17 protein-coding genes and 1 other annotated feature are annotated in these 22,445 nt (G+C 36.1%); of the genes, 6 read left to right on the top strand and 11 right to left on the bottom strand.

The annotated features are described in order from the left end of the window. Nucleotides 1-189: 189 nt before the first annotated feature. The 8 genes from mbcS to ACK4M9_RS07505 all read right to left on the bottom strand — a co-directional run bounded on the left by mbcS (nucleotide 190) and on the right by ACK4M9_RS07505 (nucleotide 10,397). Complete coding sequence (gene mbcS / locus ACK4M9_RS07540; protein WP_409849016.1) at nucleotides 190-1,767, bottom strand: acyl-CoA synthetase MbcS; 1,578 nt, start codon at nucleotides 1,765-1,767, stop codon at nucleotides 190-192. Nucleotides 1,768-1,951: 184 nt separating this feature from the next. Continuing rightward, the gene (locus ACK4M9_RS07535) at nucleotides 1,952-2,158 is read right to left on the bottom strand and encodes an alpha/beta-type small acid-soluble spore protein (protein ID WP_409849014.1); all 207 of its coding nucleotides are present in this window, start codon (nucleotides 2,156-2,158) and stop codon (nucleotides 1,952-1,954) included. 91 nt (nucleotides 2,159-2,249) lie between these two features. Continuing rightward, on the bottom strand, nucleotides 2,250-3,455 hold the full coding sequence (gene thiI, locus ACK4M9_RS07530) for a tRNA uracil 4-sulfurtransferase ThiI (protein WP_409849012.1): 1,206 nt from the start codon (nucleotides 3,453-3,455) through the stop codon (nucleotides 2,250-2,252). Nucleotides 3,456-3,460: 5 nt separating this feature from the next. Continuing rightward, on the bottom strand, nucleotides 3,461-4,600 hold the full coding sequence (locus tag ACK4M9_RS07525; protein ID WP_409849010.1) for a cysteine desulfurase family protein: 1,140 nt from the start codon (nucleotides 4,598-4,600) through the stop codon (nucleotides 3,461-3,463). 202 nt (nucleotides 4,601-4,802) lie between these two features. Further along, the gene (locus ACK4M9_RS07520; RefSeq protein ID WP_409849008.1) at nucleotides 4,803-5,090 is read right to left on the bottom strand and encodes a hypothetical protein; all 288 of its coding nucleotides are present in this window, start codon (nucleotides 5,088-5,090) and stop codon (nucleotides 4,803-4,805) included. 62 nt (nucleotides 5,091-5,152) lie between these two features. Then, on the bottom strand, nucleotides 5,153-6,850 hold the full coding sequence (gene ezrA / locus ACK4M9_RS07515; RefSeq protein ID WP_409849006.1) for a septation ring formation regulator EzrA: 1,698 nt from the start codon (nucleotides 6,848-6,850) through the stop codon (nucleotides 5,153-5,155). A gap of 382 nt (nucleotides 6,851-7,232) precedes the next feature. Further along, nucleotides 7,233-7,880, bottom strand: coding sequence for a forespore capture DNA-binding protein RefZ (gene refZ, locus ACK4M9_RS07510; protein WP_409849004.1), 648 nt, complete (start codon nucleotides 7,878-7,880; stop codon nucleotides 7,233-7,235). Nucleotides 7,881-8,492: 612 nt separating this feature from the next. Next, nucleotides 8,493-10,397: a sensor domain-containing diguanylate cyclase gene (locus tag ACK4M9_RS07505; RefSeq protein ID WP_409849001.1), complete on the bottom strand. Its 1,905-nt coding sequence runs from the start codon at nucleotides 10,395-10,397 to the stop codon at nucleotides 8,493-8,495. A 533-nt stretch (nucleotides 10,398-10,930) separates the two neighbouring features. Here ACK4M9_RS07505 and rpsD point away from each other — a divergent pair. Continuing rightward, nucleotides 10,931-11,533 (top strand): 30S ribosomal protein S4, encoded by a 603-nt coding sequence (gene rpsD / locus ACK4M9_RS07500; protein ID WP_409848999.1) that lies wholly within the window; start codon nucleotides 10,931-10,933, stop codon nucleotides 11,531-11,533. Nucleotides 11,534-11,664: 131 nt separating this feature from the next. Further along, nucleotides 11,665-11,949, top strand: coding sequence for a c-type cytochrome (locus ACK4M9_RS07495; RefSeq protein ID WP_409848997.1), 285 nt, complete (start codon nucleotides 11,665-11,667; stop codon nucleotides 11,947-11,949). Nucleotides 11,950-12,006: 57 nt separating this feature from the next. Here ACK4M9_RS07495 and tyrS read toward each other — a convergent pair whose 3' ends face one another. Further along, nucleotides 12,007-13,269 (bottom strand): tyrosine--tRNA ligase, encoded by a 1,263-nt coding sequence (tyrS, locus tag ACK4M9_RS07490; RefSeq protein WP_409848995.1) that lies wholly within the window; start codon nucleotides 13,267-13,269, stop codon nucleotides 12,007-12,009. 77 nt (nucleotides 13,270-13,346) lie between these two features. Beyond that, nucleotides 13,347-13,573 (bottom strand) — a binding site (T-box leader). A gap of 137 nt (nucleotides 13,574-13,710) precedes the next feature. Between tyrS and ACK4M9_RS07485 the strand changes: the two genes are divergently transcribed. Continuing rightward, nucleotides 13,711-16,575 (top strand): transglycosylase domain-containing protein, encoded by a 2,865-nt coding sequence (locus tag ACK4M9_RS07485; RefSeq protein WP_409848993.1) that lies wholly within the window; start codon nucleotides 13,711-13,713, stop codon nucleotides 16,573-16,575. A 62-nt stretch (nucleotides 16,576-16,637) separates the two neighbouring features. On the opposite strand, the gene acsA is transcribed toward ACK4M9_RS07485, so the two are convergent. Further along, entirely contained in the window at nucleotides 16,638-18,353 is a 1,716-nt protein-coding gene (acsA, locus tag ACK4M9_RS07480) for an acetate--CoA ligase (protein ID WP_409848991.1), read from the bottom strand. A 188-nt stretch (nucleotides 18,354-18,541) separates the two neighbouring features. Between acsA and ACK4M9_RS07475 the strand changes: the two genes are divergently transcribed. From ACK4M9_RS07475 to ACK4M9_RS07465, 3 genes are all read left to right on the top strand, one after another. After that, nucleotides 18,542-19,174 carry a GNAT family N-acetyltransferase gene (locus tag ACK4M9_RS07475; RefSeq protein ID WP_409848989.1) on the top strand — a complete coding sequence of 211 codons (633 nt, stop codon included), beginning with the start codon at nucleotides 18,542-18,544 and terminating at the stop codon, nucleotides 19,172-19,174. A 102-nt stretch (nucleotides 19,175-19,276) separates the two neighbouring features. Next, nucleotides 19,277-19,921: an acetoin utilization AcuB family protein gene (locus ACK4M9_RS07470; protein WP_409848987.1), complete on the top strand. Its 645-nt coding sequence runs from the start codon at nucleotides 19,277-19,279 to the stop codon at nucleotides 19,919-19,921. Next, complete coding sequence (locus ACK4M9_RS07465) at nucleotides 19,918-21,093, top strand: acetoin utilization protein AcuC (protein WP_409848985.1); 1,176 nt, start codon at nucleotides 19,918-19,920, stop codon at nucleotides 21,091-21,093. Before ACK4M9_RS07470 ends, ACK4M9_RS07465 begins: the two co-directional genes overlap by 4 nt. 569 nt (nucleotides 21,094-21,662) lie before the next feature. Here ACK4M9_RS07465 and ACK4M9_RS07460 read toward each other — a convergent pair. Further along, the gene (locus tag ACK4M9_RS07460; RefSeq protein WP_409848983.1) at nucleotides 21,663-22,358 is read right to left on the bottom strand and encodes a 5'-methylthioadenosine/adenosylhomocysteine nucleosidase; all 696 of its coding nucleotides are present in this window, start codon (nucleotides 22,356-22,358) and stop codon (nucleotides 21,663-21,665) included. Between the last annotated feature and the right edge of the window lie 87 nt (nucleotides 22,359-22,445).

The following is a 22,445-nucleotide window of genomic DNA, read 5'->3' as shown; positions in this document are numbered from 1 at the left end:
ATAAATGTTCTATGAAAAATGGTGTGCACTTTCATATTTTTTCGAAGACATTTGACTTTGAGCAACTAGTTACTTCTCCTTTACTAATAGTTACAAAAAATAGAAATTATTGCAACAAATTTTTTACAATTTATAAAATGTCAAAAAGCAGATAGCTCAGCTATCTGCTTTATTTGATTAGTTATTTGGTTACTTTTTTAGTGCCTGTTCCTGTTTTCTTAATTCTACACGACGTATTTTTCCTGATATCGTTTTAGGAAGATCATTAAGGAATTCTATCTTCCGTGGGTATTTATATGGTGCTGTTAAAGTTTTCACATGGTCTTGAAGCTCCTTAACTAACAATTCGCTAGCTAGTTCAGGGTTTCTTAGAACAACAAATGCTTTTACTATATTTCCACGTACTTCGTCAGGACTAGCTACTACGGCACATTCTTTAACAGCTGGATGCTTAGTCAAGGCATCTTCAACTTCAAACGGTCCGATTGTATAGCCTGAGCTAATAATAATATCATCATTACGTCCTTCAAACCAAAAGTAACCATCCTCATCCATTTTCGCTTGATCCCCTGTGACATAATAATCACCACGATATGCCATTGCGGTTCTTTCTGGATCTTTATAATATTTCTTAAATAGTGCAGGCGCATCTTTATGAACTGCAATATCACCTACTTCACCTACTGCAACTTGCACTCCATCTTCATTGATGATTACTACTTGATTTCCAGGTGTTGGTTTCCCCATCGAGCCAGCTTTAATTTCCATTCCCAATAACGTACCAACTAAAAGCGTATTTTCTGTTTGACCATAACCATCTCGCACATCGACATTGAACTCACGCTTAAATGTATCGATAACTTCTCTGTTTAATGGCTCACCTGCTGAAACTGAGCTTCTTAAGTTACTAAGTTTATATTCACTAATATTATCAACTTTAGCCATTAGCCGGTACTCTGTAGGAGTGCAACACATGACGTTAACATCGTTATCTTGGAGAATTTGTAAATATTTATTTGGATCAAATTTACCTTGATAAACAAGTGCGGTTGCACCTAAGCCAAGAGTTGAAAGAAATGGACTCCAAATCCACTTTTGCCAACCTGGTCCTGCAGTTGCCCAAACGACATCTCCTTCTTTAACATCTAGCCACATTTTAGAGGCAACTTCAATATGTGCAAATCCCCAACCATGTGTATGTACAACCCCTTTAGGATTGCCCGTTGTTCCAGATGTATATGATAAGAACGCCATGTCGTCTCGACTAGTCTTTGCGCATTCAAATTCCTTCTCCTCTGAACTTGCTAACTGATCTAACCTTAACCAACCTTCTGTATCATTTCCAATCACAAATTTATAAGCTAAACTTGGAATTGCCTCATCAATTTTATCAATCTCACCCACATAAAGATGATGGGAAATCACGGCTTTTGCTTCACCATGATTAATCCGGTACGTTAAATCTTTTGCTCTAAGCATTTCGGAACATGGGATTACTACTAAACCAGCTTTTAAACAAGCAAAATAGGTAATATAAGCCTCAATACTTCTCTGTAGCAGAACGAGCACTCGCTCACCTTTCTCCATACCTTGATTAATTAAAGCGTTTGCAAATTGATTCGCCTTATCCGTTAAGTCTTCGTAAGTGATTTCAATTACCTCTCCTTGTTCAGTTAAACATTTTACAGCTAGTCGTTCGCTTTTAAATTTCTCGAATTCTTGTGATATATTGTATGTCTCTGGAGCAATCAATTTTTTCTGATCCATAATTTCTCCCCCTTTAAGATTAACATTTATTTTTATTATACAGAATATAGTGATTTTTTTGAATATTTATTTTCGAATTTTTATATAATTTTACAGATTAAGATAAATATGGTCCTATTTACCTATTTATATATGAATCAAAAGAGAGGTGGCATAAGCCACCTCTCACAGCCATTTTATTTAATTATTGTTGGTATCCGCCTAGTTGTTGTTCAGCCATTTGGACTAAACGCTTTGTAATCTCACCACCAACAGAACCGTTAGCGCGAGCTGTAGCATCTGGACCTAATTGTACTCCAAATTCAGAAGCGATTTCATACTTCATTTGATCAAGAGCTTGTTGAACTCCTGGTACTAAAAGTTGGTTTGAACTATTGTTGTTAGTTGCCATCTGTGTCTCACCTCCCTTGTAAACATATCATGTGTACATGGAGGCTAATCAATACTTTTTTTTTGTTGGTAATTGTTTCATCTAAAGTTTTCTATAATAAACCTTGAAAATCATCATTCTTTTCTTTATCTGTTGTAATGTTAATGCTTTCTAGGTTCGCTACAGCTTCTTCAATAAGATCTTCAATGTCTAGGTTTACTTCGTATTTGTTTGCCTTTTCTCGTAACGGCTTAGTACTAGTTTCTGGTGGGAGAAATATCGTACAACAATCTTCGTAAGGAAGAATTGATAAATCAAAGGTACCAATTCGTTGAGCGATATCAATGACTTCTAACTTGTCCATCGTTACCAATGGACGGAGAACAGGCATATTCGTTACTTCATTTATCGTATGCATACTATGCAAGGTTTGGCTGGCAACCTGCCCAAGACTTTCTCCTGTCGTAATCGCAAATGCCTTGTGATCATTTGCTATTCTTTCACTTATACGAAGCATCATTCTTCGCATAATTGTCATTGTATAGTTCGCTGGCACTACTTTATGGATTTCCATTTGTATTTTAGTAAATGGTACGACGTGGAGTCGAATTTTGCCTCCATATTCTGTTAATACCTTTGTTAAATCAATAACCTTTTGTTTTGCACGTTCATTCGTATATGGTGGACTATGAAAGTGAATCGCTTCGATCTTAACGCCGCGCTTCATCGCTAAATACCCCGCCACTGGGCTATCAATCCCCCCAGAAAGCATAAGTACAACCTTACCACCAGTCCCAACAGGAAGTCCACCAGAACCTTTGTATACTCCACATGAAATATATGTTGCTACCTCTCGAACTTCAACCTTTACCTCGATATCTGGATTATGAACATCTACAGTAAGCCCTTCGGTATTTTCTAATAGATACCCACCGACTTCATAATTCAATTTTTGAGAGTCAATTGGGAACCCCTTATTTGCTCGTTTAGCCGAAACTTTGAAGGTTTTTTTTCCGTCTAACACTTCATTAATGGCCCGTAGAGCGCCATCTTGGATTTTTTCAAGTGAATTTTCAACTTTAACTGCCACACTAAATGAATGAATCCCAAAAATTTTAGAAAGCTTTTCAGCAATTAGTTCATGGTCTTCCCCATTTAATTTAACAAATAGTCTTCCAAAAGTTCGTTCAATTTTTGCATTGGGAAATGGCTTTAACGCCATCTTAATATTTTCTTGAAGTCTTCTCTCAAATTGGGAACGATTTTTTCCTTTTAGAGCTAGTTCTGCATAACGAATAACAATATGATCATAGTTCATGTTCATTACCTCATAACCTCTTTTAGTTGTGAGTAAATGATTTGTAACGTGGCTACAAACTCATCTACTTCTTCTATAGTATTTTCAAACGAAAAGCTTGATCTAATCGCACTTTCTGCACGTTCAACACCTAAACCAGTTACCATTAATATTCTACTTGGCTCAGCTAATTTCGAAGAACAGGCAGATTTTGTTGAGACATAGATTTGGTGCTCCCCTAAGGCTTGGATGACAACCTCAGGTTTAATCCCAGGTAAAGAAAAATTAACAATGTGCGGAGCTCCATTTTTGGGACTATTGATAACAACTCCATCCATTTCTGCTAGTGCGTTAATTAAACGTTCTCTCAGGTCGTTTAAATGACTTTTATTTTCAACATATTTTTCCATAGATAATCTAAGTGCTTTTGCCATCGCAACGCATCCAGGTATATTTTCCGTTCCTGCCCGTAAGTTATTCTCTTGGACACCACCTGTAAACAACGAAAATAATTTTACGCCTTGGCGTACGTAAAGGGCGCCTGTTCCTTTTGGCCCATGAAATTTATGGCCAGAAATAGTGCATAAATCAATATGACAATCTTTAAATGAAAGTGGTACTTTCGTCATACCTTGAACATGGTCTACATGAAAATAAACTTTTGGATAAGCGCTTAACAATTTTCCAACATCTTTAATCGGTTGAATTGAGCCTAATTCATTGTTCACGTGGATCATAGAGACTAGTATGGTGTCGTCACGAAGAGCATTTTTTAATTCGTCAAATGAAATTTCACCATCTTCATTAACATTAAGATAAGTCACTTCATAACCAAACTGTTCTAACTGGCCAAACGCCTCAAAATTTGAAGCATGTTCGACGTTAGTCGTAATTAAATGCTTACCGCGATTTCTATGCTCAAGTGCTGTTCCTTTAATAGCTAAATTGTTTCCTTCTGTTCCACCAGAAGTAAAAATAATTTCTTTTTTGTTAACTTTAAGGAGTTTTGCGATTTGATCTCTCCCTTGATCTAATAACATTTCGGCTTCTTTCCCTAATGTATGAAGAGAAGAAGGATTCCCAAAATAAACTTCCGACACCTTGCTATAAGTCTCAAGTACCTCTTTATAAGGTTTTGTTGTTGCACTGTTGTCAAAGTAAATCATTTAGTAAACTCCTTTACACTTCATTTGCATTTAAATATAATATCATAACTAAATCTTTAATAAAATACTGCAAGCTTTTTCAACCGTCAAAATAAAAAGGACTGTCCCATTAGTATCCGCTCACCTCGAAGTGACTATAAATAGAAGTCAATCATTTATACGTTCTATTTATAAAGCGACTGATACTTTATTGGGAACAGCCCTATTTTTGTACTAGTGATAACAACTCATCTATGGAAATTTCTCCATTTGGTGCTATTTGCATCGCTACCTCTTTGCTAATGCCACTCTGCTTAAAGTCGACTATTAACTTCTCGCTCTTACTAGCAGATGTTATAGTTTCAATTGTTGCGTCTTCTAGTACTACGCTTTTCGTTTCCATCTCTAAATTTCCAACATAATTTTTTTCGGAGAATACTGACCAAAATACAAAGCTCCAAACTGTTACACACAGAAGTGTAGCTGTTGAAAGCAAAATCCACTTACTCACCACTATCACCCCCTCATGTTTTCTTATCGATACTTCTTTGTGAAAAAAGGCCTAGCATGGAGCTAAACCTTTTCCAACGTATAAGAATTTATTTTTTCTAGCACATAAGGATCTCTTTCTTCAATAGCTTTAAGAGCGTATTCTAAAGCTTCTTCATATTGAAATAAACGAAAAGCTTCTTCTGCCCTTAGAAGTTCGATATGAATATAAGTATCATTACTTCTAAATCGGTTTCCATATTGGATGACTCTTTCTGCAGTCAAGGCCTGTTCAATCGTCTTGGATATTAGATCATAAACATCATTTACAGTTTCTAGAGCTTCTTCCATTGATCCGTTTACATCATTCATAACTAACGGTATTTTTTCTAACTTTTCAGTAGCTGAAAGAAGGCTTTTCTGCGCTTCATCTAGATGAATTAAAATGGATTGAGGAAGGCCAGGTATATTACTTTTCTTAATAATGCGCTGCCCTTGGCGGATTTTCCCTTTTAATTCTTTCAATGTTTCCTGAGCTTTAATTTCATCACTTCGTAATGAATTTAGAGTTTCAAGACAGTCTTCAAGGATGTTTTGGCACTCAAGTAATTCCGTTTGGTATTGTTCTATTGTTTCCTTAATTGTTAAATAGGGTTGTTTATTATTTGCTTCTGTATCTTCAATTACACTCAACTTATTCATTAAATCCTTTATTTGCTTTTCAAGCTTCAAATGAGTTTTTAACTCTTCTTCAGGAATACGATAGCTGAGCTTTATTGTTTCAACATCGGCTTTCATCTCTAAGAAATTTTCTCGTAAGCTCTCAGTCAGTTCTCTCATTCCATTAAGTTCATAACTGACAAATTGTTTTGCTAGAACTTCCTGCTCAAGGATATCGTAAATTTGATCTACTTCTTTATAGATATCTCGAATGACCAATTCAGCAGCTTCAATATCGCCTTCTTCTAATAAAGATAATAGATTAAGTAAATTACTTCTCATTTCCTCAATATCAGCTTTAAAAGAAAAATGATCAAGGAAATATCCATCTTTTTCCATCTCTTTAATACCTTTAGAAATTTCATCTAGCTGAGAGGGTACTTCAGTTTCAAGTTGAACAAGAATTTTCGGAACTTCGTCCATTTTCCACTTCTCAGTCGATAATTTTTCTTTCATCATCATTATAATTTCACGTGCTTCGAAATAATTTCCTGCTTTCGTGGCAACTTCAAAGGAAACAATATCTGTGTCGATTTCTGCGAGTCTTTGTTCAAAAGCATAAGCAGTTGTCCCTAGAATATTTCTAGATTGAGTAAAATGTTTTTTAGTATCCTTATATAACTTACGAATTTCATCAATTTGCTGACGGTTGTCTTCTTCACTATTAATTAATAAGTTAACATCATTAAGCATTTCTTGGAGACCTCTTTCAATCTCATTCAATTCCCCCGCAAGATTAGTTAACATATTTTTTGCTTTTACAAATCGATATTTATTGGCCGCTTCTTCGACATCAAAAAGTCTCTCTTCTAGATCTGGAAGTTTTAAGGTTATAATTTCGTCCCACTCATTGCGCCAAATCTCAAATTTCTTTTCTGTTTCACCAGACATGTTAAGACCTTTTATCTTAGCAATTTCATCTGTTACGGGCTTATTCATAATTTGAATTTTCCACGCTTCAAGCCTATCAACTTCGCGATACACTCGTTTTCTTGAAATTGCACCATATATAAAAATAGCCAGAATTACTATTAACGTCCCATAAATAAAATATTGCAGCATTTTTAAGCCTCCATTTAGCTAAGTTGTTTATGTATGTATCAATCTATTAAAACAACGGTTTTGTCTTAACAGTTTTTTCGATAGTATAGTAAAATAAGAATCACTTTTTTAACGTTCTCTCATAAAGCGAAAAACAAAAAAATGGAATATTTCGGTTGATTGTAAAAATCGATATTTTTCGATATTTACATGATACCATGAATAAACAATTTTTGACTTATTTTTTTTATTCTTTTTCATTTTTTATTAACGAAAAAGCTACGGTTATGGGCTATGTTACGAAATTTCATTTGACGATTGAAAGCAAAAAAAAATCAAAGGGAGATTATTTACTGTTCTACCCAATCTAGGTATCAAGCAGTAAGGTAAAATCCTTTGATTTTTATTTTGTCGATACAATATCCAAGTTATTGTACCGAGACTCTTTATATAGAAATTCGCTTAGCCATTTTTCAAAATGGTCTAAATACTTTTTTACAAAGAAATTTTCATTAGGTGTAAGGTGAAATACCTCTCTGATGTATTGGGGTTGTGAAAACGGCATAGTTACTAGCGCTCTAATTTGAATTGCGGCAATGTCACTTGAAACAGGACGAAATTCTTTTTGTTTAACCCCAGCTTCAATGATTGCTTTTAGAAAATGCTTTTCTTTCATAAAATAAGTCATCATAAGTTCACGGACTAAAGTAGAGTCTAATGTTACCTCTCGATGAACAAATCTGGCATGGTGATGGTTTTGTTGCTGATACTTTAAAGTATTCTCTACAACATTGTACAGACATTGTTTGGCTGAAGCATTTCTTAGCTGCAAAAATCCATTTTCAGCAATGCTCGTATAACCTTCAAGAAATTCAATCATCAATTTTTCCAATAGTCCTTGTTTATTGCCAAAATAATACGAGATTAACGCTACATTAACTCCGGCCTTATCAGCAATAGCCCTTATCGATGTACCACTAAATCCCTTTACATTAAATAAGTAAACGGCTGCTTCCATCACTTTACGTTTTGTATTTTCTCCTTTTTCCATAAACTAATCACCTCTTTTTTTTGAAAATGTTTAGTATTTTCCCTAACTATAATCTTCAAAAATAAAAGGTAAATTCCTGCTTAATTCTATCGACAGATATTAAAAACATTTCTACATATACCGATAGAAATACCTATAATCTGCAATACACTGAAAAAAGTACTAACTAAATACATCTATACTTTATTAATCTAAACGTTTATACAATAAGAAGTCTCAACCAAAGCCAAGTTCGGACAGGATTAGGCTCAGAAAAAGGAAAGTAGTCTGAACCGGAGCTGAGTTCGGACAGGATTAGGCTTAGAAGAAGGAAAGTTGTCTCAACCAAAGCCAAGTTCGGACAGGATTAGGCTCAGAATAAGGAAAGCTGTCTCAACCCGAGCTGAGTTCGGACAGGATTAGGCTTAGATGAAGGAAAGTTGTCTCAACCCGAGCTGAGTTCGGACAGGATTAGGCTCAGAAGAAGGAAAGTTGTCTCAACCCGAGCTGAGTTCGGACAGGATTAGGCTTAGAAGAAGGAAAGTTGTCTCAACCAAAGCTAAAAATCCAGCGTTGAAAAGGAAACCTCTACAACGCCGGATCAATTTATAGGAGAACCTTCATACCGCTCATTTAACAATTTTTCTCATTATAAACTACAACAACATTTTTACCTGTTCGTTTTGCAGTATATAAAGCTTGATCTGCTTGATTCAACAAAGTTTTTATCGATTTACTCTCATCAACTTGCTTCCAAACAGACACCCCGCAAGATATTGTCACTCTTGGATTCGTTTTCTCAGCTACTTTTCGACGAATACGCTCGGCGACAATGTAACCTACCTCGTGATCTACTTTCGAAAGGTAAACGGCTAACTCTTCACCGCCCCATCTAGCAGCAATGTCTTCACTTTTAATATTATTCTTAAGAAGATTTCCCACTTGAATAATAATGTCATCGCCAACTTGGTGACCATATTCGTCATTAATTTTTTTGAAATTATCAATATCGATGAGAATAAAACATCCATAAGCGTCTTTTTTCATTGACTCTTCTATTTTCTCATCTAAATACTTCCGAGCATAAAGCCTTGTTAAATGATCCGTTATCACTAGCTTTTCCAACTCCTCATGAAGCATAGAATTTGTGAATGCTAAAGTAGAGTGATGGATAAGAGACTGAAGCAATTTAAACTTATTGAAAGAAAAATGATACGCTAGATCATGAACAATAAATACAGCTCCTATTAATTCTCCGCTTTGTACCATTGGAACAGCAATAAACGAGCGAAAAGGCTTTAATCTATAGGGCTGTTGTGCAGCGAGATCACCAATAAATATCGAATCCTTGTCTTTTTGTATTTGATCACAAAAAGTTTGGATTTCAGTTAGAGTCGTATCTCTTAAAAAATAGCTTGTACTCCCCTCAATAACTTCAACATCGCCATTTGAGCGAAACATAAAAAAACCAATTTCTATTGCATTGAATGACGTTTTAATTTGGTTCGTCATATAACTTATTGTTTCTGAGAGACGTAAATTTAAATTTAATTGGTGAGATGTTTTATTTATTAGTTGCAGATCTTCCACCAATTGTCTAGATTGTTGATACAGTTCAGCGTTTTCGATGGCGTTTCCACCAGTATCTGCAAGAACTTCAATAAAGTCTATTTCATGCTTAGGAAAAACAAAAGAATAACTTGCCATTATTTTTAAAACCCCATATACCCCTTGCTTTCCACGTAATGGAGCATGAACGATAGATTTCCTATCCTTAATATTATCTTCAATTTGAATTTTGCCTGTTAAGTAGGCATTAGTGGCAACTTCATCCTTATCCAAGTCATAATTTAATTGCATAACAGGTAAGTCATCTGTCACTTTCCACTCATGTGAAAGTAACAAATGAATATCAAATGAAGGGAATACTTGCTTTAAGGCTTCGATTATTTCTCTTAAAATTGCACTAACATCCATAGAAGAGTAGAATTTTTTAGTGACTTGAAGCAAAAGTTCCTTTCGCTTTTGTTCTTCAAAGACATTCTCGTAAGTCAATAATCTGTATAGAACATTAGTTGACTCAGTCACTAAGTCGAAGAAGTCCTCTTTAATCTGTGCGTGAATTTTCTCTTCTTGTACTCCAAAAACTAAAACAGAAAATAACTTGTCGTCTTTTTCAAGTGGGAAGATCACAAAGTCTTCATACCAATCATTTAAAAATCCGAGTCTATTTGAAGTGGTTTTAGTGATTAATCTAATTTGATGATCTTGCAACATTGCGTCACATATTTCATTATATGAAAGAATAAGATCCTGATTTTTAACTTCTAGCTCTTTATCGGTAGTAAACCTTGGTGTCAAATAATCCATATTACGATTAAGGAGAAAAAGTGTTAATTCAGCTTTCGGAACCATATCCTTTAAGGTTTTTAACAATGCGTGAGAGAAAACTTCAAAGTTATCGGTGTAGTCAGTTTCATGTAATAGACGCGCGATAATTTGAAATGCCTTCTGTTTATATTGATGTTCCACATTCATATGAGAACTCACCACCAGTCATTACTCAAATATCTTTTTAAGATGCATACTATCATTATATTTTAAATAGTTAATTTTTACTATGAATATCTAATAATTTATTAAGAAAAACGAAAAAAAGTTTGAAATCTAGTCTTTTAGTACTATCGAATTTATTATGTGGATTTTTTATGAATTTTTTCTAAGAAACCCTTTTATAATTTCGATAAATTCCGACGTATTTATTATTTTACCATTAAACTTTATGAACTATTTATCATTTTCAATTATAGTTTCATTTCGATTCTTGACTTTCGTTTATATTAATCATATACTATACTTTGTGTAAAATAAGACAGCCAAGGTAAACTTCAACTGGCGACTCTTCTCATTTTATACCTCATTAACTGCGGCTGAAACATTTTTAATGAGGTGCATTGTGTAACTTCCAGCTGTCGAAGCGAAAGTGCATGAATATAAAATGAGCTTTTGAAGGGATTACTAAAAACTGTTGTTATTTTATCAATACTAAAATAACAGAGGAGGAGTCATTCATGGCTCGTTATACAGGTCCATCTTGGAAATTATCTCGTCGCTTAGGGATTTCATTAAGCGGAACAGGAAAAGAATTACAAAAACGTCCTTACGTACCAGGACAACACGGTCCTACTCAAAGAAAGAAATTATCGGAGTATGGTATCCAACTTCAAGAAAAGCAAAAACTTCGTCACATGTACGGTGTAAATGAGCGTCAATTCCGTCGCATTTTTGATGATGCTGGCAAAATGTCTGGTATCCATGGTGAGAACTTTATGATTTTACTTGAGTCTCGCTTAGATAACTTAGTTTACAGAATGGGATTATCTCGTACTCGTCGTGGAGCTCGTCAATTAGTGAACCACGGTCATGTAATGGTCGATGGTAAGCGCGTTGATATTCCTTCATACCGCGTAAGACCTGGTCAAACGATCAGTGTTCGTGAAAAATCATTGAACCTTACTGTAGTTAAAGATGCTTTAGAAGTTAATAACTTCGTTCCAGCATACCTTGATTTCAATGAAGACAAGTTAGAAGCAACTTATACACGCTTACCTGAGCGTACTGAGTTACCTGCTGAAGTTACTGAAGCACTTATCGTTGAGTTCTACTCACGTTAAACAAAAAAGGTCACGCATTGCGTGACCTTTTTTGTTTAAGAAATTTCTTTGAAATAAAACTTTACAATCTACATTATCGCTTTTATTTTTGTTGAAATTAAATCTAACGTTACGAAACAAGGGTGGAGTATATGAAAAAAACAGTTATCTTATTAGTTTTTACTTTTGCCTTAGTAGCTTGTCAAAGTGAAGCTACCATTTTGCAAGAAAACGAAACAATTACATTTTACAACAAAAATTGCGCTGGCTGTCATGGTCTAGAATTGAACGGGACAGGCCTAGCAGGAGGAATACGGAACCTTAATAAAAAAGACATCCTAGATAGCATTAATAACGGTGAAGAAAACATGCCTGCAAATATACTAACAGGAGAAAGTGCAAAAAGAGTTGCGCTTTGGGTTTCTAAACAAAAATAGTGTAGAGCTAATTTTGTTTTGCTTCACAGCATTGCACTATTAACTCTACACCATCATCTAAAGACTGTACTTAATTAAAAAATACTTTTTCTTTCCACGGCGAATAATCGTAAATTGGCCTTCAATTCGATCTTCTTTAGTAATCACAGTTTCTAATTCTGTCTTTCGCTCTCCATTTACATAGATTGCGCCATTTTGAATATCTTCTCTTCCTTGGCGTTTTGAAGGAGAAATTTTCGCTGTAACTAATAAATCTAATAAACTGATCTCTTCCTCCTGACATTCGTATGAAGGAACATCTTTAAAGCCTTGCTTAATTTCAGAAGCATTTAGTGAGGCAATATCCCCATTAAATAAAGCTTCAGAAATTCGAATTGCTTGGGCTAGTGCTCCTTCGCCATGAACAAGCCTTGTAACTTCTTCTGCTAATTTCCGCTGTGCGCTTCGCTTCTCTGGAACTGTAGCAACTTCTTCAGCTAATCGATCTATCGCTTCATGTGTTAAGAATGTAAAAAACTTTAAGAATTTAATAACATCACGATCATCGGTATTAATAAAGAATTGGTAAAGTTCATACGGAGATGTCTTTTCTTGATCGAGCCAGATTGCTCCGCCCTCCGTTTTTCCAAACTTAGTCCCATCGCTTTTCGTTACAAGTGGAATTGTAAAACCATAGGCTTTCCCTTCTTCATCTGTTGATTTACGGATCAATTCTAAACCTGCAGTGATATTCCCCCACTGGTCACTACCACCAATTTGTAAGCGACAGTTCTCTTGCTCATATAGCTTTAAGAAGTCATATGATTGTAAAATCATGTAGCTAAACTCAGTAAATGAAATACCTGATTGAATTCGTGATTCTACTGAGTCCTTAGCTAACATATAATTAATTCCAAAATTCTTTCCAACATCTCTTAAGAACGAGATTACATCTAGGTTACCAATCCAGTCGTAATTATTAACAATTTTCGCAGAATTTTCACCATCAAAATTTAAGAAACGCAAGAGTTGATCCTTTATCCGATTACTGAATTGAACAACAATCTCTTTCTCGTTTAACGTTCTTTCCGCTTTTTTACCACTGGGATCACCGATTAAACCAGTAGCTCCCCCTACGAGCGCTAGTGGCTTATGACCGGCCAATTGGAAGCGACGCAAAGTTAGCACGGTTAACAAGTGCCCAATATGGAGGCTATCACCTGTTGGATCAAATCCACAATACAAAGTTATTTGCCCTTCTTCTAACTGCTTTGTTAAGCCTTCTAAATCTGTAACTTGATTAATCAAACCACGGTATTCCAAATCTTTTAATAAGTTCATTTTACTATCTCCTTCTTTACTGTCTTTGGTTTACTTCGATATAGACCTCTAAAAAAAATAGAAAAAGCCCATCCCAAAAAAGGGACGAGCTTATAGTCGCGGTACCACCCTTGTTGAAGGTATCATCTACCTTCCACCTCGGAAATATAACGGTTTGTTCCGTCCTTCGCTACTTATGTGTAAAAACTGTTCACAAAGGAAGCTCATGGGAGTAATTCATAGGCGAATTTGTACTGGTTTGCAGCTACCACCAGCTCTCTAAAACAGGGATTGTCCTACTACTTTGTCCATTCATAGCTTTTAATTATTTAAAATGTTTTATTGGTTCATTTTTATCAAAAATATCCTTGAATGTCAACTCTCTCATAAAAATATACCCTAATACCCAAATAGTGACTTTTTATGCTATAATATATCTGATTATTTAGGGGGTATCATAAAATGGATAATAAGCGCTCAGACAGACGTTTCTCAATGCGTTCATTTATTAATTTTTTTAATTTTAAGAGGTTATTCAAGAGCTTTAGAATTTCATATCAAGTCGTATGGAACTTATTGCTAATCTTTGTTATTATCTTTACTTCGATGGTTTTATTTATTGGCGCAGCAGGAGCAGGGTACTTTGCTTCTCTAGTGAAAGATGAACCAATTAGAAGCAAAACTGAAATGGCAAAAGATATCTACGATTATGAAGAGGTATCCGAATACTACTTTGGCAGTGGTGAGTTACTCGGAGAAGTTCGCTCTGATCTTGAACGAAGAGAAATAAAGTTAAAAGATATTTCTCAACATCTCATTAATGCTGTCATTGCCACGGAGGATGAATATTTCTTTGAACATGATGGCATTGTTCCAAAAGCAATCCTAAGGGCGACATTTCAAGAATTTACTAATTCATCTGTTCAAACTGGTGGAAGTACCCTTACCCAGCAATTAATTAAAAATCAGATCTTGACAAACGAAGTATCTTTTGAGCGTAAAGCAAAGGAAATTTTATTAGCAATGCGTCTTGAAAATATCTTTGAAAAAGAAGAAATTTTAGAAGCCTACTTAAACATTGTGCCCTTTGGTCGAAATGCCAATGGATGGCAAATTGCTGGTGTTCAATCGGCTGCACAAGGAATATTTGGCGTTGATGCGAAGGACTTAAATATTCCTCAAGCTGCTTACATTGCCGGACTTCCGCAAAGTCCTTTTGGCTATACGCCATTTATTAGAATTGATGGCGAACCAGTCGTTAAAAAGGATTTAACTCCAAGTTTAAATCGGATGAAGACCGTGTTAACTAGAATGAGAGATAAAGGATATATCACAGAAGCTGAATACAATAAGGCACTAGAATATGATATTCTTGCCAACCTAGCGAAAGCTACGCCAGATACGCGAGATGAATACCCTTATTTAACAGCTGAAATAGATCGCCAAGCAAGTACAATTATGACTAATTTGTTATTAGAAAAAGATGAGATTGTTTTAAGTGACATTGAAGATGTTGAAGAAAGAAATGCTATTTATGCACGTTATAAAGCTTTAGCAGAACGTGATATCAAACGTAATGGCTATCGAATTTTCACTACGATAGATAAAGCGATCTATGACGCACAACAAGAGGTTGCCAAAAACGATGCATTGTTTCCAAATACAAGAAATAAAGAAGGCGAACCTGTTCAAGTTGGTGCCATTTTAATTGAAAACAAGACAGGTGCGATCATAAGCTTTGTCGGTGGAAGATATAAAGAAGAACGTGAAGATTTTAATCGAGCTACACAAGGTGCTGCGCAAAATGGTTCAACAATGAAGCCGATCCTAGCTTATGGACCGGCAATGGAACTAGGGCATGTGCAACCAGGCCATATTGTTCCTGACACACCTTACAATTACAAAGCAGCTCCTGGTGGTCCTGTTAACAATTTCGATCGCAAACATGCCGGATTGTTAACAGTTAGAGAATCGATGCAGCGTTCTCGTAACGTTCCAGCTGTTAAGAGTTATAATATGGTTCCTTACGAATATTCACGAGAGAAGCTTCATCTTATGGGCATTTATGAGGATCCTACAGAAGGTGCTTCAATTGGTGGTAACAAAGGTATGACTGTTATGCAAAACACTGCTGCTTATACGACATTTGCAAACGGCGGGAAATATACTCAGGCATACATGATTGAAAAAGTAGAAACAAAAGATGGTGAGGTTATATATCAGCATGAAAGTGAGCCTGTCGAAGTCTTTTCAGAACAAACAGCCTACTTGATTACTGATATGCTACGAGATGTCCTAAGAGGTGGGGGGACCGCCAGTGCAATCCCAGGATTGTTAAAATTTAGGTCCGACTTCGCTGGAAAAACTGGGACAACAAATGAAACGAAAGACTCTTGGTTTGTTGGCTATAATCCAACCTATACGCTAGGCGTAAGAATTGGCTACGATACACCAGCTTCACTTCCCACAAGAGTTGAAGGACGAGGGATCGGCTTTGTATCGCAACGAATTTGGGCACAGTTATTAAATGTTGCTTATGATGTAAATCCTGAATTTATCGCTCCAAGCGAGCAATTTAAAATGCCAAGTGGCATTGTTCGTCAATCCTTCTGCGGCATATCAGGCTTGTTAGCGTCAGACTTATGTAGAGAAGCAGGTCTTGTACGGACTGACTTATTTAATTCAAAATTTGTACCAAGAAAAGTCGATGATAGTTTACAAAGGGTGGACATTGTGACAGTTAAAGGTGAGCCGTTTGTAGCTTTAGAGAATACACCAGCTGAATTTACGAAAAAGGGTGTAGCAATTAAAGAGGAATATTTAGAAGATGCTGGTGTGACTGACTATTTAGAGGATACCTTTAAATATTTTATTCCTAGTCGAACGGTTGAAAGCAATGGAAGAACCCCTGGGGCACTTACCAATATTTCAGCTACTAGTAATAAACTTGTCTGGGGAGAACATCCTGACAATGATGTCGTAGGTTATCGAGTTTACCGTGCGCCTAATGGCAGTGAACAATTTTCGATTGTTAAAAGTGTTCGAGCAGACGAAGATTTTGCCTTTGGTGTAGATTCAAAGCCTTTTGCCTATTATGTTACAGCTGTTGATTCTATAGGGCGCGAATCAAAGCCATCAAATATTGTTACAACTGGAGATTGGCAGAAAAAACTTCCGAAAGAGGAAGAAAAACCTAAGCCTAAAGATCCAGAGAAACCTGTGCAACCACCTAAACCACCTAAAGACGATAAGCCTGTTAAGCCACCTAAGCCACCTAAACCAACTGAACCAGATGGTGATGGTGAAGATGATGGTGATAATACGTAAATAAGAAGAGGATGACCAGATTGTATGGTCATCCTCTTTCTTATTTATCATTAACTTCAAGTCTAATCTTCCATCGTTGATAAATCACCTGTCGGTAAATCTAATTCCCAAGCTTTTAAGACTCTTCTCATTATTTTTCCACTTCTCGTTTTTGGTAGTTTATCACGGAATTCAATTTGTCTTGGGGTCGCATGTGCTGATAGCTCTCTTTTAACAAAGAGGCGAATTTCTTCTTTCAGTTCATCACTTTGCTGATACCCTTCTCGTAACGAAATAAATGCTTTAATAATCGTTCCTCGAACAGGATCAGGAATTCCAATTACCCCTGCTTCTGCAATTGCCGGATGCTCAACTAACTTGCTTTCAACTTCAAATGGTCCTACGCGTTCTCCAGAAGTATTAATGACATCGTCTATTCTACCTTGGAACCAGAAATAGCCATCCTCATCCATATACGCAGAATCCCCTGAAATATACCAACCATTATCCGTATAATATTCTTTGTACTTCTCTGGATTATTCCAGATCGCACGCATCATCGATGGCCAACCCTTTTTGAGAGCCAAATTCCCCATTCTATTTGGTGGGAGAACATTACCATGATCATCAATTATAGCCGCTTCTATACCTGGGATTGGTTTCCCCATAGAACCTGGCTTTATTTCTAATGATGGATAGTTACAAATCATCATCGATCCAGTTTCTGTCATCCACCATGTATCATGAATTCGCAAATGGAATACTTTTACGCCCCACTTAACAACTTCAGGATTAAGCGGCTCACCAACGCTCAATATATGTCGTAGCGACGAGAGGTCAAAGCGTTGGATCAACTCCTCTCCTATCCCCATTAACATTCTAAATGCCGTTGGTGCACTGTACCAAACCGTTACACCATAATCCTCAATTGTTTTATACCAATCTTCTGGATTAAAACGACCCCCACGAACTACGTTAGAGGCACCATGAAGCCAAGGTCCAAAAACTCCGTAAACGGTTCCTGTGACCCAGCCAGGATCTGCAGTACACCAGTACACATCATCTTCTTTTAAGTCTAGTACCCATTTTGCTGTTTGATATTGTTGGATCATTGCATTATGAACATGCAATACCCCTTTAGGTTTTCCTGTTGAACCTGATGTATAATGAAGTAACATTCCGTCTTCACGGTCAACCCATTCAATTTCTAGCTTTTTACTTGCCTTATCAAATGCCTTATTAAAATCTACAATTGTATCATTTTCTTCAACTTGATTTCCTATTAATACGATTTTTTCTAAGTTTGGTAAATTCTCTTTAGCTACGCGCCCTACTAATTCGGGAGTTGTGACTAGTAATTTTGCTTGGCTGTCATTTAAACGATCAAATACGGCAGCTTCCATAAACGCTTCAAAAAGTGGGCCGACAATAGCTCCAAGTTTTATTGCCCCTAATAAACAAAAATAAAGTTCAGGAGACCTAGGCATAAAAATAAATACTCGGTCGCCTTTCTCCAAACCTTGTTGTTTAAGTATGTTTCCAGCCTTATTAGAGTTTTCCATCATTTCTTTAAACGTGTACTTTTCACGGCGAACGTCATCTTTGTAGTAAAGTGCAACTTGATTTTTTTTGGCACTATGAGCATGGCGATCAATCGCTTCATAAGCAATATTCATCCTGCCACTCTTATACCATGAAAACTGTTCTTCTACTTGACTCCAATCAAAACTCTCTAAAGCGCTTTCATAATTTTCTAGATGAAAATCTCCCTTTACTGCTGGAATTGTTTGCACCTTCATATTCTTCCTCCTCTACACTTCTTTCACTAATTAATAAGCTAATTGTATTATAACTTTTAAATTTTCTCAATTATTAAAATCTTTAAATATATTTATGTGATAAATTCGCTAATTAGATTAAAAAAACCTTTTTTTCATGTATAATAAATATTATTTCTATTATTCTCTACTTAGAAGGTGGTGTAACTATGATTCATAAAAAGACATACAATGCACTTGAATTGAAGGCAGGTCAACATACATTAATAATTGAAGGACCAATTTCAGCGAAAGACCTTGCTTCTTATAAGTTCCACGAAGGATTAGTAGCTTTCAGGCCGCCTGAAAAACAATTTAAAGCCTTGTTGAGTATCGCCGACATTTCTGAAGGAAGAATTATCATTGCCAGAGATCACGATACAATCGTTGGCTATGTCACATTTATTTATCCTGATGAACTAGAGAGATGGTCAGAAGCTGATATGGATAATTTAATTGAGTTAGGAGCAATTGAGGTTGCTGCTCCTTACCGGGGTTGTAAAGTAGGCAAGAACATGTTAAAGGTGTCAATGATGGATGATGCGATGGAGGACTACATTATTATCACAACTGAATACTATTGGCATTGGGACCTGAAAGGGACAGGTTTATCGGTATGGGATTATCGTAAAGCTATGGAAAAAATGATGAATGCCGGTGGATTAGTTTGGTTTGCAACAGATGATCCGGAAATTTGCTCACATCCTGCAAATTGCCTTATGGTTCGAATTGGAAAACGAATTGACCAGGAGTCTATTCAGAAGTTCGACCGTATTCGTTTTCAAAATCGATTTATGTATTAAAAACTATCAAATTGAATTTAGAATTGAATAGTCATCGCTAGCTTCACTTCCCAGAAAAAATTCTAAGTTCTTTGTGAATACTCTAAAAAGGGGAGTGGTATTGTGATTGTTGAACAAATCATGAAGAAAAATGTAATAAAAATTTTAAATACAGCAACAATTAAAGAAGCAGTCGAACTAATGGACAAAAATCGCTTCCGGCACCTTCCTGTCGTTAACGAAATTGATGAACTAGTTGGAATTATTTCAGATCGCGATATTCGTGATGCTAGACCATCAGTCTTCGACACAGAAGAGCCTCTCGATTATTTAACCAATCCAGTCTCAAAAATAATGGTAGCAGACGTAATAACAGCTCATCCCCTTGACTTTGTAGAGGATGTTTCCTCAATTTTTTATGAACATAACATTGGTTGTTTACCAATTGAAGTAGATTACAAATTAGTCGGTATTATTACCGAGACTGATATTTTGCACACCCTTGTTCAGTTAATGGGGGCACATCAACCAAGCTCACAAATTGAAGTCAGAGTTGAAAATGTTGCTGGGATGCTTGCTGAAATTGCTACCATTATTAAAAAGCGTAATATTAATATTACGAGTGTCTTAGTTTATCCATGTGAAGATTTACAACACAAAGTATTGGTTTTCAGATTACAAACGATGGATCCACGGGGGGTTATTGCTGATATTGAGAATAGTGGCTATAAAGTACTATGGCCAAATTTACCGGGGATGACAACATGAAAAATGCTGCTTTTATCTATTCACAAGAGCAGCAGTCTTATCGCTTTAGTAGCGATCACCCCTTTAATCAAAAACGGCTTGATTTAACTTACGATTTGTTGAATAAGTGCAATGCGATCCAAAATGAAGATCTATTCACACCGCGGATGGCGACCGAAGAAGAATTATTATTAATTCATGACAAAGATTATGTAAACGCTGTCAAACTTGCAAGCATAGGTGAACTAAAAACTTCTATTGCAACAAACTATGGTATTGGCACTGACGATACACCAATGTTTCCTAATATGCACGAGGCAGCATCGCTTCTTGTAGGCGGTACATTAACAGCTGTCGACTTAGTTATGCAAGGAAAATACTTACACGCTTGTAATTTAAGCGGTGGATTACATCACGGTTTTAAAGGTCGTGCTTCTGGCTTTTGCATATACAATGATAGCTCTATAGCGATAGAGTATATGCGCAAAAATTACAACGCTAGAGTTTTATATGTCGATACTGATGCACACCACGGAGACGGCGTCCAATGGGCTTTTTACGATGACCATGATGTCTGCACATTATCAATTCACGAAACAGGCCGATTTTTGTTCCCTGGTACCGGCAATATTAATGAACGAGGTAGTGGAAAAGGTTATGGCTATTCCGTCAACATTCCTGTTGATGCCTTTACGGAAGATGAATCTTGGCTTCATGCCTACAGGACATCGCTAAGAGAGGTTGCTGAATTTTTTAAACCTGATGTAATCATAACTCAAAACGGGGCTGACTCCCATTACTATGACCCACTTACCCACCTTTGCTCGACAATTGAAATTTACCGTGAAATACCAAAGCTAGCCCATGAAATTGCTCACGATTTCTGTGAAGGCAAATGGATAGCTGTAGGTGGTGGAGGCTATGACATCTGGAGGGTTGTACCAAGGGCCTGGTCAATGCTTTGGTTAGAAATGAGTGAAAATCGTATAGCTAATGGACCACTTCCAGAAGAATGGTTACAAAAATGGCAGCCTGTAGCTCCTATAGAGTTACCGACAACGTGGGAAGATAGTTTACCAATTTATCCAGAGATACCACGCAAAAAGGAAATTTCAGAAAAAAACGCACTTACCGTCGAAAAAGCACTTTCACATCTTCGGAATGAAATGAGAAAGCAAAAGGGGAGTTTTTGATCAAATTTATTTTTGGTAATAAAACTAGGTTATAATGTCATTAATAGTTTTTTTACGAGGCGCAATAGCCTAGTTTTTTTACTGAAAAATGACTACTAAATTCAGAGTTCGGTAAGACTGATTGAAAGTAAGTACTAAGAAAAGGATTAGGGACACTAAATCCTAATTTATGGTAAACCTAGTCCACAAAACTTCCAATTAAGGACACTAGATCCTAATTTATGGAAAATGAAGTCCACAAAACTACTAATTAAGGACACTAAACCCTAATTTATGGAAAACTCAGTCCACAAAACTTCCAATTAAGGACATTAAATCCTAATTTATGGAAAATACAGTCCGCAAAACTACCAATTAAGGACACCAGGTCCTAATTATTGGAAAACCCAGTTCGCAAAACTACTAATTAAGGACACTAAATCCTAATTTATGGAAAACTCAGTCCGCAAAACTTCCAATTAAGCATTAAATCCTAATTTATGGAAATCACTGTCCTCTAAACTATGATTGAAGGACAGTAATTCCTATTTTATGTATAAAGAAATCAATACAATTTCTTCAGGTCCCCTTTACATCTTAGCAACCATTGAATGAACAATCGAAAACGATCGTTCTGAGGCGAGTTTTGTAAATTCAGTGAAATTAACGTTTGCTTCGCCATTTGCTTTGTCTGACATAGAGCGAATAACTACAAACGGAATATTATTCAACATAGCAACATGAGCAACCGATGCTCCTTCCATCTCAACACACTTCCCTGCAAATAATTGACCAAGTTCTTCTACCTTTCTGTGATCAGCAATAAATTGGTCCCCACTCAGAATTCTTCCTTTTGAAACATTCACTCCCTCAAGATTTTCAGCAGCTTCTTCGGCTAGAGTGATTAACTGGTCATCAGCAGGGAAATCTGAAGAGTAGGCAAACATTGGTACTTCTCCCTTTTTAAAACCTAATGCTGATGCATCTAGATCATGTTGAACAGCGCTAGTAGATATAACAATATCTCCAATGTTTAATTGTGGGTCAACTGCGCCTGCAACGCCGGTGAAAATAATCTTTGACACCGAGAAATGATCCACCAGAAGCTGTGTCGTAATTGCGGCATTAACTTTACCAACACCCGATTTGCAAACAACTACTTCTTTCCCTTGAAAAGTTCCAACATAAAACGTGATTGTAGCTTTAACTACCTCTTCTTTAATCTTTATATTTTCTTTCAGTAACTTAATTTCTTCATCCATTGCACCAATAATACCGATGATCATTAATAACATCCTTTCAAGATTAGTTAATGAATTTACAATTGTTGTCCTCTTGATCAGCAAAAACATGATATTCAAAAGGTCTTTTAT

This window comes from Anaerobacillus sp., from assembly GCF_046314235.1.
GTDB lineage: Bacteria > Bacillota > Bacilli > Bacillales > Anaerobacillaceae > Anaerobacillus.
Note: the sequence above shows the minus strand (reverse complement) of the source record. Positions and strands in the feature narration are given on the sequence as shown.

What these genes read in the sequence shown, in the direction of transcription:
- mbcS (WP_409849016.1), bottom strand. Translation starts at nt 1,767, where the DNA reads ATGGATCAGAAAAAATTGATTGCTCCAGAGACATACAATATATCACAA.
- ACK4M9_RS07535 (WP_409849014.1), bottom strand. Translation starts at nt 2,158, where the DNA reads ATGGCAACTAACAACAATAGTTCAAACCAACTTTTAGTACCAGGAGTT.
- thiI (WP_409849012.1), bottom strand. Translation starts at nt 3,455, where the DNA reads ATGAACTATGATCATATTGTTATTCGTTATGCAGAACTAGCTCTAAAA.
- ACK4M9_RS07525 (WP_409849010.1), bottom strand. Translation starts at nt 4,600, where the DNA reads ATGATTTACTTTGACAACAGTGCAACAACAAAACCTTATAAAGAGGTA.
- ezrA (WP_409849006.1), bottom strand. Translation starts at nt 6,850, where the DNA reads ATGCTGCAATATTTTATTTATGGGACGTTAATAGTAATTCTGGCTATT.
- refZ (WP_409849004.1), bottom strand. Translation starts at nt 7,880, where the DNA reads ATGGAAAAAGGAGAAAATACAAAACGTAAAGTGATGGAAGCAGCCGTT.
- ACK4M9_RS07505 (WP_409849001.1), bottom strand. Translation starts at nt 10,397, where the DNA reads ATGAATGTGGAACATCAATATAAACAGAAGGCATTTCAAATTATCGCG.
- rpsD (WP_409848999.1), top strand. Translation starts at nt 10,931, where the DNA reads ATGGCTCGTTATACAGGTCCATCTTGGAAATTATCTCGTCGCTTAGGG.
- ACK4M9_RS07495 (WP_409848997.1), top strand. Translation starts at nt 11,665, where the DNA reads ATGAAAAAAACAGTTATCTTATTAGTTTTTACTTTTGCCTTAGTAGCT.
- tyrS (WP_409848995.1), bottom strand. Translation starts at nt 13,269, where the DNA reads ATGAACTTATTAAAAGATTTGGAATACCGTGGTTTGATTAATCAAGTT.
- ACK4M9_RS07485 (WP_409848993.1), top strand. Translation starts at nt 13,711, where the DNA reads ATGGATAATAAGCGCTCAGACAGACGTTTCTCAATGCGTTCATTTATT.
- acsA (WP_409848991.1), bottom strand. Translation starts at nt 18,353, where the DNA reads ATGAAGGTGCAAACAATTCCAGCAGTAAAGGGAGATTTTCATCTAGAA.
- ACK4M9_RS07475 (WP_409848989.1), top strand. Translation starts at nt 18,542, where the DNA reads ATGATTCATAAAAAGACATACAATGCACTTGAATTGAAGGCAGGTCAA.
- ACK4M9_RS07465 (WP_409848985.1), top strand. Translation starts at nt 19,918, where the DNA reads ATGAAAAATGCTGCTTTTATCTATTCACAAGAGCAGCAGTCTTATCGC.
- ACK4M9_RS07460 (WP_409848983.1), bottom strand. Translation starts at nt 22,358, where the DNA reads ATGATCATCGGTATTATTGGTGCAATGGATGAAGAAATTAAGTTACTG.